Here is a 14,850-nt window from a genome sequence, read left to right as displayed (position 1 = left end):
GGTCCGATTCCTTCCAGTGATTCATTCCTAAACGCCGATTCTCACACCCTTTTACATAAATCTTTGCATTTCTCGGTCATAGTCCAGGAGCTTGCGCATAAAGCCATAGGGGTCAACTAGACCAATTTGCCTAGCGAACAGGTAGAGGCTGGACTCGGTCAAGGCGGAGTGGCGGACCACTTTGGGGTCGGTCACAATATTGATTGCCTCACCATCGGCAATAATTTGACCAGCTTCAATCACCACAATCCGGCTAGCATATTGTAAGAGAACATAAACGTCATGGGTATTAATCAGGATGGTCATCCCATACTCCTGATTGAGGTCGGTCAGGTACTGCATGAGTTCCACATAATGCTTGTAGTCCTGGCCCTGGGTGGGATCATCCATAATAATCAAGCGCGGGTTCAAAATCAAGGCCCCGGCCATCAACAAGCGGTGCTTTTGCCCATAAGATAGGGTATAGATCGGCATATCACCAGCAAAGCTCAATCCCAGAACCTTTAAGACTTCTTGAATATCCTTAAAAGCACTCTGGTCCAGGCTGGTCTGACCCGCTTGGTCTAAAATCCCCTGCAGATAGTCCTTGACCCGGACCTGGTCATCACCTAGGCTGGCATTGACATCCTGAGGAATATAGACAATTCCCTGGTCATGGGCCTGGCTAGGTGAAATGTGGTCCAAGGGCTGACCATCTAAGTAATAAGTCCCCTGGTCAGCCGCCAGGTCCTGGTGGAGGATCTTTGCTAGGGTTGTTTTCCCCGACCCATTGCCACCTACCAAAGCTACAATTTCCCCCTGATAAATCGAGAGGTCAACCCCCTTGAGGGCCTGCCGCCCAGTATCAGGGTACTGGTAGGTCACCCCTGTCAAGCGAACCAGCTCCTCACCCTTGCTGGTCTTGGCCATGCTAGGAATCAAGTTGACCCAATTTTCCAAGGTCTGCCGCATGTTTTTACCAAAGATATACTTGGCTGAGGTCAAATTATGGGTCTGGTTCAAGGGATAACCGGCGTAATTCAAAGCCTTAATATAGAGGGGTTCCCGGATACCAAACTCAATCAAGTTATGCAACTTAAAGAGTTGGACCAAGGGCCCGTCATAAACAATTTGCCCTGTAGAGAAGACCAAGACCCGGTCAATATGCCGGCTCATGACCTGTTCCAGCCGGTGTTCAACAATCACAATGGTCTTGCCCTTGGCCACGTAGAGGTCATCCAGGGCATCAATAAACTGGTGGGCCATCCGTGGCGACAGGTTAGACAGGGGTTCATCAAAAACATAAACCTTATTCGCCCCAGCTAGTTCAAGGCCCTGCTTGGCTGCTAGCTGGTCCATCATGACCACTAGATCATTTTGGCTAAAGAGGTCAAGTTGCCGGTCATTTATATAAGCAGCCACCATGCCACCAGTAATGGTGACCACATCAACTGGTTGCCGGTCCACTTGACCTTCTAGCCGGCCCTGGTAGGGCGCCTGGCCCAGGCTATTGTTGAGGGCGCGGACAAAGGTAGACTTACCTGAACCTGAGGCCCCCAGAATTAATAATTTTTCCCCGCGGTAGAGCGAGATATTCAGGTCTCTAAGCGTCGGCTCCCCTTCCTGGGCATAGGAAAAGTTAAAATTACGGAAAGTAATCCAGGCTGTCTTGTCCATCTCATCCCTCCTATTTTTCGCGGCCAATAATTCTCACTTCAGGCTCCAAGTCGACCCCGTCTTTTTCCTTGATGACTGCTTGGACATGAGCAATCAGGTCAATATAGTCAGTTGCCGTACCTTCATCAATGTTAACCATAAAACCAGCATGCTTTTTCGACACTTGGACGCCACCAATGGTGTAGCCCTGCAAGCCCGCTTCCTGGATCAACTTGCCAGTAAAGTATCCCGCCGGCCGTTTAAAGACTGAGCCACATGAAGGATATTCCAAGGGCTGCTTGGATTCTCGCAAATCAGTGAGTTCAGCCATCTTAGCGGTAATCTTTGCCTGGTCGCCAGGGGTAAGTGCAAAGGTCACTTGCACCACAATGTCACCCGTATCCTGGATACTAGAGTGGCGGTAGGCAAAATCTAAATCCTGGTTGGACATTTCTTTAATATCGCCACTTGGACTGACGACGGTTGCTGACTTAACCACGGTTTGGACTTCGCCACCGTAAGCGCCCGCGTTCATATAAATGGCGCCGCCAATTGAGCCAGGAATGCCACACGCGAATTCCAAGCCAGTTAAACTGTGATCGCGGGCAATTTGGCTGACCCGTATAATTTCGGCCCCGGCATCCGCAACAATTTCCTGGTCATTAACAACCACGGTCTTCATCTTGGTTAAAATTAAGACCAAACCAGCCACGCCGCCATCACGGACAATGATATTAGAAGCGTTACCCAAAACAAGGACTGGGATATCATGGTCTTGGGCATACTTAACCAGGGCAGCCACCTCATGGATTGAAGTGGGGAAGGCCACCGCATCCCCTGGACCACCAGTTTTAGTATAGGAATAGTTATTCAAGGGTTCGTCAAATTTTATTTCACTATTAGGAAAGGTCGCTTGTAAATCAGCGCGATTCATCTTATAAATCCCCCATCTTATCTCTTTTAAAGTACCCCTTCATCTTACCATAAACAAGGCTTAAATAACTATCTGAGGAGAAATTAGTATCTTTTTTTGACCAAGTTAAGTATGATAAGAAAGTAAAGTTTAAGGAGTGGAAGTATGGATAAAAAGAAACGCAACGCCCTGATGATGACAGCCCTCAGTTTGATTTACGCTGGCTTGCAACTGGGCCGGACGCCCCAAGAACTCAGCCTGGTTAACCAGACCATTAGTCTATTAATACCCCTGGTGGGCCTGGTTTTTGCCCTCAACCTCTTTGATAAAAAGTGGCGCTGGTCAATTTTCGCAGGCAACCTAGTCATTTTTCTTCTCATGTTGACCCAAGTTTTTCTAAAGTAAACTCATAATAAACAAAAAAGGCTGTGACGCAGGGCCACAGCCTTTTTCATGTGCATTAATTTTCCTGAGTGCCAAAGCTCACACCCTGGTTTAGTTGGGTTCGCTTTGGCAGACCAGCAGTCCTTTCACACCAGTCAAGACAATATCTGTGATATTGCTTGTCTGGTGCTCCAAGGATCCTGGTCTAAGCGCCAAAACTCACACCCTGGTTTAGTCGAGTTCGGCTGGGCAGGCATGGCGCCACTTCAGAAATTAGTCTCAATAGCTTGCAGCTATTGGACTAATTCCTTCCAGTGGTCCCTGCCTAAACGCCCAGCCTCACACCCTGTTAGTCTTCCAAGAAGTCTTTGAGTTGTTTAGACCGGCTTGGGTGGCGCAGTTTGCGCAAAGCTTTAGCTTCAATTTGGCGGATCCGTTCCCGGGTCACACCAAATTGTTGGCCAACTTGCTCCAAGGTCTTAGACTGGCCATCTTCAAGGCCAAAACGCAGGCGCAAGACATTTTCTTCCCGGTCAGTCAGGGTATCTAATACCTCATTTAATTGCTCTTTCAGCAATTCTTGGGAGGTATGTTCCACTGGACTGGTCGCATCCTGGTCTTCGATAAAGTCACCCAAGTGGGAATCATCTTCTTCACCGATTGGCGTTTCCAGGGAGACTGGTTCTTGGGCAATCTTCAAGATTTCCCGAACTTTTTCGGTTGGCAGGTCCATCTCAGCCCCAATTTCTTCTGGGGTAGGTTCCCGACCTAAATCCTGTAATAATTGCCGCTGGATGCGGACTAATTTATTAATGGTTTCCACCATGTGGACCGGAATCCGGATGGTCCGGGCTTGGTCGGCAATAGCCCGGGTGATGGCTTGGCGAATCCACCAAGTGGCATAAGTAGAGAACTTAAAGCCCTTGGTATAGTCGAATTTTTCCACAGCCTTCATCAGACCCATGTTACCCTCTTGAATCAAATCAAGGAAGGACATGCCCCGGCCCACATAGCGTTTAGCGATTGAAACCACCAAACGTAAGTTGGCCTCAGCCAATTCTTGCTTGGCAATTGGGTCACCCTCTTCAATCCGCTTGGCCAAGGCCACTTCTTCGTCGGCGGTTAAGAGGTCTACCCGGCCGATTTCTTTAAGGTACATGCGGACGGGGTCGTTAATTTTAACGTTAGAAGGAATTTGGGTTTCATCAACCTCATCATCCTTATCCTTTTTCTTTTTATCATCCCGGTCCTCATTTTTTAATTGACGCTGGGTTGGGCCGCCATCATCATCAACAACAGCAATACCCTGGTCCTCAAGCTTGTCAATGAGTTCGTCCATTTCCTGGTCATCTAACTGGTAGGGTTGGGCGAGATCATCGGCTAGTTCTTGGTAGTGGATTTCTCCTAGCATTTTTTTCTTAGCAATCAAGTCCTTGACGGCCTGACTGTAGCTTACACCATCAACTGTTTTTTTGGCCATTAAGTTCAGCTCCTATCATGATAATTTCTTTAACTGACGCAATACATCTAGGTAGGCCGTATAAAGATCAGCTTGCCGGCTAAAATCATTTGCCAGGCCTGCTTCTTGGGCTTGTGAAAGTAATTCATCTTTACGGGCCTCTAGTTGGGCCCGGGTAGAGATATTATACAATAAATCTGTCAAGAGGTCAGCACTTAACTTGGCTGGTCCGCCAATTTGCATGGCAATCACCAAGCGCTCTTGCTCATCACGGTTGACCAAGTGGTCTAAAAAGTCACCCGCATCCAGTAAACTGGGGTCCGCCAGCTGGTCCCGGTAGGCCACTAGCAGGATATAAAGTCGCTGCATCAAGGGCGTGGCCATCATAAAAACTGGGGCCTTTAATTCGAGTTGCAACCAGGCCTCCGGATCATATAACAGATAGTGGAAAAGCTGGAGTTCAGACAATTCAACTAAGGAATAATCCGCCAATAGCGAATTAGAACGCGCCTTAGCGGGTGCCAGGCTCACCTGGTCATAGGGTGAAGCGCTAGTCGCTGGTGGTTGGCCAGCTGACCCGGACGGGCTAGGCTGGCTCAGGTCCAGCTGCTGGAGTTGCTTGGTCAAGGTTTCCAAGGAAATATCGGTGTCCTGGGCCAATTCCTGCAGGTAAATTTCCTGCTTAAGGGGGTCCTGGGCCTGCTTAATTTCACTTAAAAGGGCCTCGATATACTGGTACTTGCCCCACTCCAAGGACAGGTTGTACTTACGCCGGTAGTAGAGGCGCAAGAAATTAAAAGGGGTTAACTGCTGGTCACTAAAGACTTGACGAAAACGGTCCGCCCCCTCCCGCTGGATAAAGTCATCCGGGTCCAGCTGTTGGGGAAAGACCACCAGGCTGACCTCAAGTTTTGGTGCCTGGTGGCGGATATGGTCCAGGGCCCGCTGGCTGGCATCCAAACCAGCCCGGTCACCATCATAGGCGATCACCACTTGCTTGGTCTGCTGGCTTAAAATCCGGATATGTTGGTCAGTCAGGCTGGTCCCCATGGAGGCCACCCCGTTTTTCAAACCAGCCTGGTGGGCAGCAATCACATCCATAAAGCCTTCAAAGAGGACTAATTGCCCCGACCGCCGCACTTCTTGCTTGGCCAGATCCAGGTTAAAGAGAAAGTCCCGTTTGTGGAAGATTTCGGTCTCCGGGCTATTGAGGTACTTGGCCTGGTGGCTGCCACTAGCCTCGTCGTTAGCCAGCTGGTCCTGGAATAAACGGCCGGAAAAGGCAGCCACCCGGCCCTGGTCATCACGGAGGGGGAAAATCAGCCGGCCGCGAAAACGGTCTTGCAGGCGGTCGCCATGTCCCACCATGACCCCAGCCGCCAGCATTTCTTCATTAGTGAAGCCATCAGCCAGGAGTTGCTGGTAGATCAGGTCTGACTGGTCAGGGGCATAGCCAATTTGGTAGGTTTTAATGGTCTCCTGGTCCAGCCCCCGCTCGGCCAAATAAGTCCGACCTGGGTCGCCAGCCTTAGTGGCTGTCAGCAAATAGTGGTAGAGGTCAGCCAGCTTGGCATGGAGCTGGTAGAGGCGCTGGTGCTTGGCGTTGACCTGGTTATGCTGGCCCCCTTGGTGGAGGCTGGCAAAGTCAAAATCAACCTGGATGCCAGCTAGTTCAGCAGTTTTTTCCACAGCTTCAGGAAAAGAGTAATTTTCCAAATCCATCAAAAAGCTAAAAACATTGCCCCCCCTTTTACAGGAAAAGCAGTGGAAGAATTGGTCTTCTTCATTGACAGAAAAAGAGGGGGTGTTCTCTTCGTGGAAGGGACAGTAGCCAAAATGGTTCTTGCCCCGCTTTTCCAAGTCGACAAATTGGCCGATAACATCAACGATATCGGCCTCAGCTTTTATTTGGTTCACAATTTCATTAGGAATAAAGTTAGCCACAGGCATCTCCCTCTTATAAAATTGCTGGCCCAGATCCCTTACTGGTCATACTCGCCTTCAAGCAGGGCAGCAATCACTTCCCAGGCTTCTTCCCGACCCTCACCGGTTTCCGATGAAAAGGGCAGGATCTGGTCAATGGTTTCCAGGCCCAGCCCCTTGTAAATTTGGGACAGATGCTTGTTCCACTGGGATTTCTTCACCTTGTCCGTTTTGGTGGCGATGACAAAGTAAGGAATATTATGGGCATCAAAAAATTCTTTCATTTGAATATCATTTTTTTGCGGTTCATGACGGAAGTCAACCACGAGGAAAACGGCTTCTAGATTTTGGCGGGTCTCAAAATAGCGCGACAGCATCTTGGCCCACTTTTCCTTTTCCGTTTTGGACACCTTGGCATAGCCATAGCCCGGTACATCGACCAGGTAAAAGGCATCCTCAATCTGGTAATAATTGAGTTGCTGAGTCTTACCAGGTTGACTGGAAGTCCGGGCCAACTTCTTGCGGCCAATCAACTTGTTAATAAAAGAAGATTTACCCACATTGGAGCGACCAGCCAGAGCAATTTCCGGTAGGACGGGGTCAGGATATTGTTCAGGTCTAACCGCTGAAATTAGAAATTCAGCATTTTGAATATGAACAGGCATGGTTTCCTCCCCTAATTAGTCCAAGGCTTGGCCATCATGGCCGTATAGTTCGGGCTGGGTCTTGTCATTAATTACTGATTCGGTCACAACCACCTTGGCCACATCGTCCCGGCTAGGGATTTCAAACATAATATCCAGCATAGACTCTTCAATAATCGACCGTAGTCCCCGCGCTCCAGTTTTACGTTCCAAGGCTAGCTTGGCAATGGCTGCCAGGGCCTCATCAGTGAAGGCTAGTTCGACATCATCCATGGCAAAGAGCTGTTGGTACTGTTTTACCAAGGCATTCTTAGGTTGGGTTAAGATATGGACCAGGTCTTCCTCAGTCAACTTGTTGAGGTGGGCCATCACCGGTAAGCGGCCAATAAACTCGGGAATCAAACCATATTTTTGCAGGTCTTGCGGGGTCAAGTAATCTAGGGCTTGGTCAGGGTCATCCAGCTTTTCATCAATAGCTGACTGGCCAAATCCAATTACCCGCTCACCTAAGCGTTCCTTGATAATCCCTTCGATGCCATCAAAGGCGCCGCCCACAATAAAGAGGACATTGGTGGTATCAAACTGGATAAACTCTTGTTGGGGGTGTTTACGCCCACCTTGAGGCGGCACATTGGCAACCGTACCCTCTAAGATTTTTAGCAGGGCCTGTTGCACACCCTCACCAGACACATCGCGGGTAATCGAGACATTCTCTGACTTGCGGGCAATCTTGTCAATTTCATCGACATAGATAATGCCGTATTGAGCCCGCTCCACGTCGAAATCAGCCGCTTGCATGAGCTTGAGCAAGATATTTTCCACATCTTCACCCACATAACCAGCCTCAGTTAGGCTCGTGGCATCAGCAATGGCAAAAGGAACCTGGAGAATTTTAGCCAAGGTTTGGGCTAAATAAGTCTTACCAGAACCAGTCGGACCAACCAAGAGAATATTAGATTTTTGCAGGTCGACTTGGTCATCGCCTTGCTTGTCCAAGTTGGCTGATACCCGCTTATAGTGGTTGTAAACCGCTACTGACAGGTTCTTCTTAGCCTGGTCTTGGCCAATCACATAATCATTCAAGTGGTCACGAATTTCACTCGGCTTAGGCGGATCAACATCAAAAGTCGGTTGACCAACTTCGCTAAGCAGGGCCTCTTGTTCAATAATTTCTTCAGCTAGGCTGACGCATTCATTACAAATAAATACATCTGGGCCGGCAATCATTCTATCAACTTGGTCCTGGGACTTGCCACAAAACGAGCAATGAGCAGGGTTGTTATTATCGTCTTTGTACATTGCCATTCTCCCTTCTTTTATATCCGCTATCTATCTTATCAAATCTAAAGGGTTTGGTAAAACTTTTCTGCTTAACTAAGCTTGACCACTGAGGATAGCTTTGGCGCGCTGACTCATTCACGCCAGGATTTTACTTAGCAGGTTTGGTGAAGCTAACTCTAAGATTTAAAGCATTCGCTGTTGGCCGATTCTCTACACTTTTTCCTCTAGTTAGGGTAGTGAAGCTGATTATTAAGCTCATATCACTTACCGATTAGCCAGTTCTCTACACCTTATCTCCTATTTAGGGTAATGATTCTGAGTATAGATCTCATACCGCTCAACGCTAGAACGATTCTCTACACTTTCTCTCCTAGTTAGGGTAGTGATTTTACTTGTAAGACGCAGACCACTCACCACCTGGTCAATTCTCTACACTTTATCCTTTAGTTAGGGTAGTAAAGCTGATTATAGAACTCAGACCGCTCACCGCCTGGCTAGTTCTCTACACCCTTTCCCCTAATTAGGGTAGTGAATCACCACATCCGAAACAATGAGATTTGCTCTCGACCACAAAACACGCTAAATTTCCGCTCACCTACAAGCACAAAGAAAGGCAGGCTATCTGGGGGACAGCCTGCCGTCTCTGCATTAAATTGTTACATTATTCAGCTTCAACAGCAGTTGAAGTGATTAATTCCATAGCCTTCTTAAGGGCGATGTCATTGCGTAGCATATCTTGGGTAACAACTTGTTGTACCATCGCTTCTTCCATGCCGTAAGTTTCAGCTAAGTTCTTGATTTCTTCGTTTACGTCTTCTTCAGAAACTTCGATGTTTTCATCGGCAACGATTTGTTCAAGAATTAGGTTAGTTTTTACGCGGACATCAGCGTCAGCTTCAAATTGTTGGTGTAAGTCAGCTTCGCTAGTACCAGTAATTTGATAGTAAAGCTCAGGTGAGATACCTTGGCGTTGCATTTCGTTTAAGTAGTGTTCCATTTGACGGTGCACTTCTTCGTGGACCATTTCATGTGGTAGGTCTTCGATGGTGGCGTTGTCAACGGCTTGACGAATGGCTTCTTCTTCAACCGCTTCTTGGGCCGCATTGTCTTTAACTTCTTGTAACTCAGCCCGGTATTTATCGCGTAATTGGTCTAAGCTTTCAACTTCATCGTCCACATCTTTGGCGAATTCATCGTCAAGCTCAGGAACTTCTTTAGCTTTTACTTCGTGAACTTTTACTTGGAAAGTCGCTTCTTGGCCAGCTAAGTCTTCAGCATGGTAGTCTTCTGGGAAGGTTACCTTAACTTCAACTTCGTCGCCTTCTTTAGCGCCCGCTAATTGGTCTTCAAAACCAGGGATGAATGAGTTAGAACCTAATTCTAATGAATGGTTTTCACCCTTACCACCTTCAAAGGCTTCGCCATCTTTGAAACCTTCAAAGTCGATCACAACAGTGTCCCCTTCTTCAGCTGGACCTTCTTTAACCACTAATTCAGTCAAGTTAGCTTGGGCAGCTTCTAAACGTTGGTTAATATCTTCTTCAGTAACTTCACGGTCTTGCTTAGTTACTGTTAGGTTCTTGTATTCACCTAATTTAACTTCAGGTTTAGTTGCTACTTGAGCCTTGATTGTCCAGTCTTGGTTTTTACCAATTTCTTCGATTTCAAAGCGTGGTTGAGTTACGATATCTAAGCCAGATTCTTCAACCGCTGCCGCATAAGCTTCTGGTAAAGCAATGTTAACTGCGTCTTCATAAAGCGCTTCTTCACCAAACATTTTAACAAATACTTGGTAGTTAACCTTACCCTTACGGAAGCCTGGTACAGAAACGTCTTTCTTAACCTTGTTGTAGGCTTGTTTCAAGGCTGCTTGGGCCTTGTCTTGCGCGATGGTAAAGTGTAATACACCTTCATTGGTGCTTGTTTGTTCATAATTTACAGACATTCAATAATCCCCTAACTCTTAAATTTAAAAATAGAGTATACCTTAGTACACTCCACACAACAAATAATATTACATGAATTTGCTTAATTTGTCTAGCACTCGATACTTTTTATCCCGCCCGCCTAAAGCTTAGCCACCGCTAGTAGACCCAGCGAAGATTTCCTCAAGCTAGCCCTTTCTAGTCAAAATATATATCTTTATAAAAAAATTTGCTATAATAGTTGCAATCAGGCACTATGACTAGCTTGATGGTTTGTCCTGCCTTTAGGGCGGACAACCACCAGCCTAGATAAGGATAAGGGGGTATATTGTGCGCTATCCAGATGGGTCTAGCTACCAACCGGCTGGCCACAGCTTAACCAACCAACCAATTAGCAACCAGCAGGGCACAGCCAGCTTTGCTAAACGGGGGATGAAACTCGAAGAGATGATCAACAAGTCCAACCAGTGGTATCTCAACCGCAAGCTGGCGGTCATCCATAAAAAACCGACCCCCATTCAGATTGTTAAAGTGGACTATCCCAAGCGGTCACGGGCGGTCATCCGGGAGGCTTACTACCGGCAGGCATCAACTACCGATTATAATGGCATCTACCAGGGCTATTATTTAGATTTTGAAGCCAAGCAAACCAACCAGAAAACCCGCTTTCCCCTTCACAATATCCATAGCCACCAACTACGGCATATGGGCCAGTGTGAGGACCAGGGTGGGATCACTTTTACAATCATCTACTTTGCCAGCCTGGGCCAGGCCTATCTCTATCCCTACCAAGATTTATTTAGGGACTGGCAGGCCAGCCAAGCTGATGGCGCAAAGTCTATCTCACTTGCCAAAATCAAGGACTGCGGCTATGAAATCCCCCGGCGGATTAGTCCCCACCTGGACTACCTAGCTGCAGTTGACCAATTAATTGCCGACCGACAAGCCGGCAGATAGGAGGATATATATGAGTTCAAATGGTAACCGACCACGTCCCAACCGCCAGCGCAGACGGTCCAACCAGGATAAGTTAGATTTTTCTAATTTTACCTGGCAAAAGGTCCTGCTCGTCTTGGCAGCTATCGTGGTAACCGTAGGCGTTGTCCTAGCAGGCATCGGCCTTACTTGGGGCATGAGTGCACCAGATATTTCTGAAGAGGACCTCCGTGGGGTGGCCTCATCAACTGTTTATGACCGAGATGGTGCTGTCGTTTATGAAACCAGCCAGAATGAGCATATCGCTGTTGATTCCAGTCAAATTGACCAAAAAACCTTTGACGCGGTCACGTCAATTGAGGACCAACGCTTCTTAGACCATCATGGCTTTGACCCCATCCGCATTATCGGTTCCTTTATTGCCAACCTGAGAGCCGGTGGCATTGTCCAAGGTGGCTCAACCCTGACCCAGCAATTAGTCAAGCTATCCGTCTTCTCAACTAATGAAGAGGACCAGACTTATAAGCGTAAAGTACAGGAGATTTTCCTGGCCCTGAGACTAGAACGCCATTATGACAAGCAAGAAATTTTTGAATTCTACATTAATAAAGTCTATATGGCCAACGGGGTTTATGGGATGGGGACGGCCGCTCAAATCTACTACGGCAAGCCCCTCAATGAACTAAGCCTGGCCCAAACCGCCCTCTTGGCTGGTATGCCCCAGGCGCCTAATACCTATAATCCTTATACTGATCCGGAAGCAGCCAAGGAACGTCGTAACCTCGTCCTCCAAGAAATGCTGGAAAACAATAAGATCACTGAGGCTGAATATAATGAAGCCATCCAGGCGCCAGTCACCGATGACCTCTTAGATATTGATTACCTAAATGAACGTTCTTATAGCGACATTGTGGTTGATGCCTATGTTCAAAAGGTCATTGCCGAAATCGAAGAAGAGGGCTATGACATCTTCTCTGATGGTTTAGATATCTATACCCACTTGGATATGAATGTCCAAAATTATCTCTACGAAACAGTGAATGATGATGTTGGTGCCTTCTTTACTGATCCTGATATGCAGGCGGCTGTATCTATCCTGGATACCAAGACGTCAAACATCGTCGCCCTCTTTGGCGGTCGTAACCAAACTGACGCCCTATCATACAGCCGTGCCCAAGCTGACAACCGGTCAGTGGGATCTACAATCAAACCCCTGATTGACTATGCCCCAGCCATTGAATACCTCAACTATGGTACTGATTCAGCGATTGTCGATGAAAAAGCCACCTATTCTTCTGGTGACACCATTGAGAACTATGACCTGGGCTTCCAGGGTAAAATCACCCTCCGCCAAGCTTTAATTGGATCAAGGAATATTCCGGCCTTGAAACTCTTACAGGAAGTTGGGTTGGAACAGGCCGATGAATTTATGAAAGGCATGGGCATCTCCCTTAACGGCGGCCAAGGTGTCTATGAATCCAATGCCATCGGTGGTGAAATCTCACCAATCCAATTATCAGCCGCCTATGCGACCTTGGGTAACTACGGCCAATACAACGAGCCAAAAGCGGTCGACTACTTCGTCACGACTGACGGTAAAGAAGTTAAAGTATCGCGCGACCAAAACCAGGCCATGGCTGATTCAACTGCCTACATGATTACTGATATGCTCCAGGATTCTACCAAGACCGGTATCCTGACCAAGTATGGGTCTCCTTCTTACCAAGAAGCCATGAAATCAGGAACCACCAACTATACAGAAGCCCAACGTGCTGAACTGGGTATCCCACTAAATGCTTCTCCTGATGCTTGGATGGCTGGTCACACTTCTGACTATGCCATGGCCATTTGGCTAGGCTACGACGAACCATTGGTAGCTGGTCATTACCTCAGCCTAGAAGAAACCTACCTGGCCGGTGAAATCTTTAGGACCCTGGCTAACTACCTAGTAGAATACAATGGTCGGCCAAATGATTGGGAACAACCCGCTTCAGTCCACCAGGTCAACATTGCCTTTGAAACAGGTCCCGCCAGACCACCAGTTTCAACCAGCTCGGTCGTCCAATCCCTGGTTAACCAAGAAACCTATGACCAATATAGTGGTGATTTTGAAAACACTCGTTTATATACACCAAACCGGGGGACCACTTCTAGTTACAACTACAACCAATCTGCTAGCTCTAGCCAGTCCGCTAGCTCGTCTAGCCTTGATGGCCAGAGCCAAGAAAGCAGTGACCAACCAAGTGATAGTTCTGGTCTAGAAAACGGTACAGAAATCAGCCCTGACCAAGGCCAGACAACAGGCCAAGAGGGCCAGCCAGCCGGATCAACCCCACCAGCTACCGATAGCGGTGGCCAAAACACTGGCGGCCAAACAACCGGCCAAGAAGCAGCCTAAGATAAGGGTGTGAGCTTTGGCGCTTAGACCAGGAACCTTGGAGTAGAAGACAAGCAATATCGTCAGATATTGTCTTGAATTCTGCGAAAGGACGCCTGGTCTGCCAAAGCGAGCCCGACTAAAGGGTGTGAGACTTGGCGCTTTGAACGAAATTCTTGGCATAAAAGACAAAAAAGTGTCGGTGACTATAAGTCACCGACACTTTTTTATATTCAAATATTCTATTCAGCTGGAGCGAAAATTGTTTCGCCCGCTTCCTCTTTAATTAGGAAACTTTCTTGACCATCTGCCACCTGGTAGGCTAGGGCTGTTTCTGGATACAGGTCCCTAATCTCACTATCATCGTAGCGGTAATTTCCATTCAGGGGACGTTGGTAGAGGTAAACCGCCTCTTTAAATTCAGGCTGGTCTAGGTCTCCAGTTTGCGCCTCTAGGCGGGCAAAATAGTCATAGGAATCCATATCAAAACTGTAATTAACCAAATCCGCCAAGATTGGCATCGGATTACCCAGTTGGAAAACAAGAGCCAGGTACTTGTCACCCGTTTGCAGGAATTCCAGACTAAACATGGTGTGCTTAAACTTAAACTGCTTGACAATTTTATCCACATGGGCCACTAATAGGTCATCCATTTCTGGCAGGATGGTAAAGGCAAACTCCCCACCCTGGCTTTGGCTCTCCCGCAAGCCTTTCGGAGATGTGACAGCTGCCGCAAAAGCCACCTGCCCCTGGTCATCAACCATACCGATAACTTGAACAAGCTGGTCAAAATCACAGGCTTCTTCCAGTAAATATGGCGTCAAATCCCAAGTTTCCGCAAATTGATCCAGGTCATCCTGGTCAGCTAGATAATAAATTTGGGCCAGGTCATAGCCCGCATCCGGCTTGGCAATTAAGGGAAAGTCTAGCTTTTTAGCAGCACTGGTTAATTGGCGCTTGGTTTTAATCGCCTGGCCCTTGGCTACCGGCACAAAGGCTTTTTCAAAGAACTGCTTCATATGGGATTTATTAGTCACCCGGCCCATTTCACGTGGCTTGGCGCCTTCAATATTAAATTGCTGGCGGAGGTGAGCAGCTAGCTCTTGGTAGGCCGGACTAAAGCTAGTGACCCGGTCAATCAAGCCATATTTGTGGATAAAGAAGGCCAAACCACGGACCACTGCTTCTTGGTCAGCTAAACTAGGCACATAGTAGTATTCGGTCAAATGGCTTTTTAAATGGCCATCAAGCTGGTCATATTGGCAGTCGCCAATGGCCAAAACTTGTACCTGGTGGTCAGCTAAGCGGCGGACATATTCGCGGCTATTAGCGGGTTGGTTAGGGGCGAGGATGAGGTAATTCACAGCAAGCAA

Annotated in this window: 11 protein-coding genes; 3 read left to right on the top strand and 8 right to left on the bottom strand. The window is 47.7% G+C overall.

All coding sequences use genetic code 11. The features are described 5' to 3' along the window. Positions 1 to 51: 51 nt before the first annotated feature. Both AWM75_RS07485 and murB read right to left on the bottom strand, forming a co-directional pair. Positions 52 to 1,656, bottom strand: coding sequence for an ABC transporter ATP-binding protein (locus AWM75_RS07485; RefSeq protein WP_067980325.1), 1,605 nt, complete (start codon positions 1,654 to 1,656; stop codon positions 52 to 54). Between the two features lie 10 nt (positions 1,657 to 1,666). Further along, positions 1,667 to 2,569 carry a UDP-N-acetylmuramate dehydrogenase gene (gene murB / locus AWM75_RS07480; RefSeq protein WP_067980321.1) on the bottom strand — a complete coding sequence of 301 codons (903 nt, stop codon included), beginning with the start codon at positions 2,567 to 2,569 and terminating at the stop codon, positions 1,667 to 1,669. Positions 2,570 to 2,713: 144 nt separating this feature from the next. On the opposite strand from murB, the gene AWM75_RS07475 reads away from it, so the two are divergent. Beyond that, positions 2,714 to 2,953 carry a hypothetical protein gene (locus AWM75_RS07475; RefSeq protein ID WP_067980319.1) on the top strand — a complete coding sequence of 80 codons (240 nt, stop codon included), beginning with the start codon at positions 2,714 to 2,716 and terminating at the stop codon, positions 2,951 to 2,953. 328 nt (positions 2,954 to 3,281) lie between these two features. On the opposite strand, the gene rpoD is transcribed toward AWM75_RS07475, so the two are convergent. From rpoD to tig, 5 genes are all read right to left on the bottom strand, one after another. After that, positions 3,282 to 4,412 (bottom strand): RNA polymerase sigma factor RpoD, encoded by a 1,131-nt coding sequence (gene rpoD / locus AWM75_RS07470; RefSeq protein WP_067980316.1) that lies wholly within the window; start codon positions 4,410 to 4,412, stop codon positions 3,282 to 3,284. Positions 4,413 to 4,427: 15 nt separating this feature from the next. Then, entirely contained in the window at positions 4,428 to 6,335 is a 1,908-nt protein-coding gene (dnaG, locus tag AWM75_RS07465) for a DNA primase (protein ID WP_158320181.1), read from the bottom strand. Between the two features lie 38 nt (positions 6,336 to 6,373). Then, the gene (yihA, locus tag AWM75_RS07460) at positions 6,374 to 6,979 is read right to left on the bottom strand and encodes a ribosome biogenesis GTP-binding protein YihA/YsxC (RefSeq protein WP_067980310.1); all 606 of its coding nucleotides are present in this window, start codon (positions 6,977 to 6,979) and stop codon (positions 6,374 to 6,376) included. Between the two features lie 15 nt (positions 6,980 to 6,994). Further along, positions 6,995 to 8,257 carry an ATP-dependent Clp protease ATP-binding subunit ClpX gene (clpX, locus tag AWM75_RS07455; RefSeq protein ID WP_067980307.1) on the bottom strand — a complete coding sequence of 421 codons (1,263 nt, stop codon included), beginning with the start codon at positions 8,255 to 8,257 and terminating at the stop codon, positions 6,995 to 6,997. Positions 8,258 to 8,900: 643 nt separating this feature from the next. Further along, complete coding sequence (gene tig / locus AWM75_RS07450; protein WP_067980305.1) at positions 8,901 to 10,184, bottom strand: trigger factor; 1,284 nt, start codon at positions 10,182 to 10,184, stop codon at positions 8,901 to 8,903. A gap of 307 nt (positions 10,185 to 10,491) precedes the next feature. Between tig and recU the strand changes: the two genes are divergently transcribed. Both recU and AWM75_RS07440 read left to right on the top strand, forming a co-directional pair. Then, complete coding sequence (gene recU / locus AWM75_RS07445) at positions 10,492 to 11,121, top strand: Holliday junction resolvase RecU (RefSeq protein ID WP_074572693.1); 630 nt, start codon at positions 10,492 to 10,494, stop codon at positions 11,119 to 11,121. Between the two features lie 10 nt (positions 11,122 to 11,131). Beyond that, positions 11,132 to 13,498 carry a transglycosylase domain-containing protein gene (locus AWM75_RS07440; RefSeq protein ID WP_067980299.1) on the top strand — a complete coding sequence of 789 codons (2,367 nt, stop codon included), beginning with the start codon at positions 11,132 to 11,134 and terminating at the stop codon, positions 13,496 to 13,498. Positions 13,499 to 13,719: 221 nt separating this feature from the next. On the opposite strand, the gene AWM75_RS07435 is transcribed toward AWM75_RS07440, so the two are convergent. Next, a complete protein-coding gene (locus AWM75_RS07435; RefSeq protein WP_158320178.1) occupies positions 13,720 to 14,841 on the bottom strand; it encodes an ATP-grasp domain-containing protein in 1,122 nt (373 codons plus the stop codon). Between the last annotated feature and the right edge of the window lie 9 nt (positions 14,842 to 14,850).

This window comes from Aerococcus urinaehominis, from assembly GCF_001543245.1.
In the GTDB taxonomy this organism is placed as follows: domain Bacteria; phylum Bacillota; class Bacilli; order Lactobacillales; family Aerococcaceae; genus Aerococcus; species Aerococcus urinaehominis.
The sequence above is the reverse complement of the archived record's forward strand: the minus strand, read 5'-3'. Positions and strand labels throughout refer to the sequence as shown.

Coding starts and splice junctions, on each gene's coding strand:
- AWM75_RS07485 (WP_067980325.1), bottom strand. CDS start 1,656: ATGGACAAGACAGCCTGGATTACTTTCCGTAATTTTAACTTTTCCTAT.
- murB (WP_067980321.1), bottom strand. CDS start 2,569: ATGAATCGCGCTGATTTACAAGCGACCTTTCCTAATAGTGAAATAAAA.
- AWM75_RS07475 (WP_067980319.1), top strand. CDS start 2,714: ATGGATAAAAAGAAACGCAACGCCCTGATGATGACAGCCCTCAGTTTG.
- rpoD (WP_067980316.1), bottom strand. CDS start 4,412: ATGGCCAAAAAAACAGTTGATGGTGTAAGCTACAGTCAGGCCGTCAAG.
- yihA (WP_067980310.1), bottom strand. CDS start 6,979: ATGCCTGTTCATATTCAAAATGCTGAATTTCTAATTTCAGCGGTTAGA.
- clpX (WP_067980307.1), bottom strand. CDS start 8,257: ATGTACAAAGACGATAATAACAACCCTGCTCATTGCTCGTTTTGTGGC.
- tig (WP_067980305.1), bottom strand. CDS start 10,184: ATGTCTGTAAATTATGAACAAACAAGCACCAATGAAGGTGTATTACAC.
- AWM75_RS07440 (WP_067980299.1), top strand. CDS start 11,132: ATGAGTTCAAATGGTAACCGACCACGTCCCAACCGCCAGCGCAGACGG.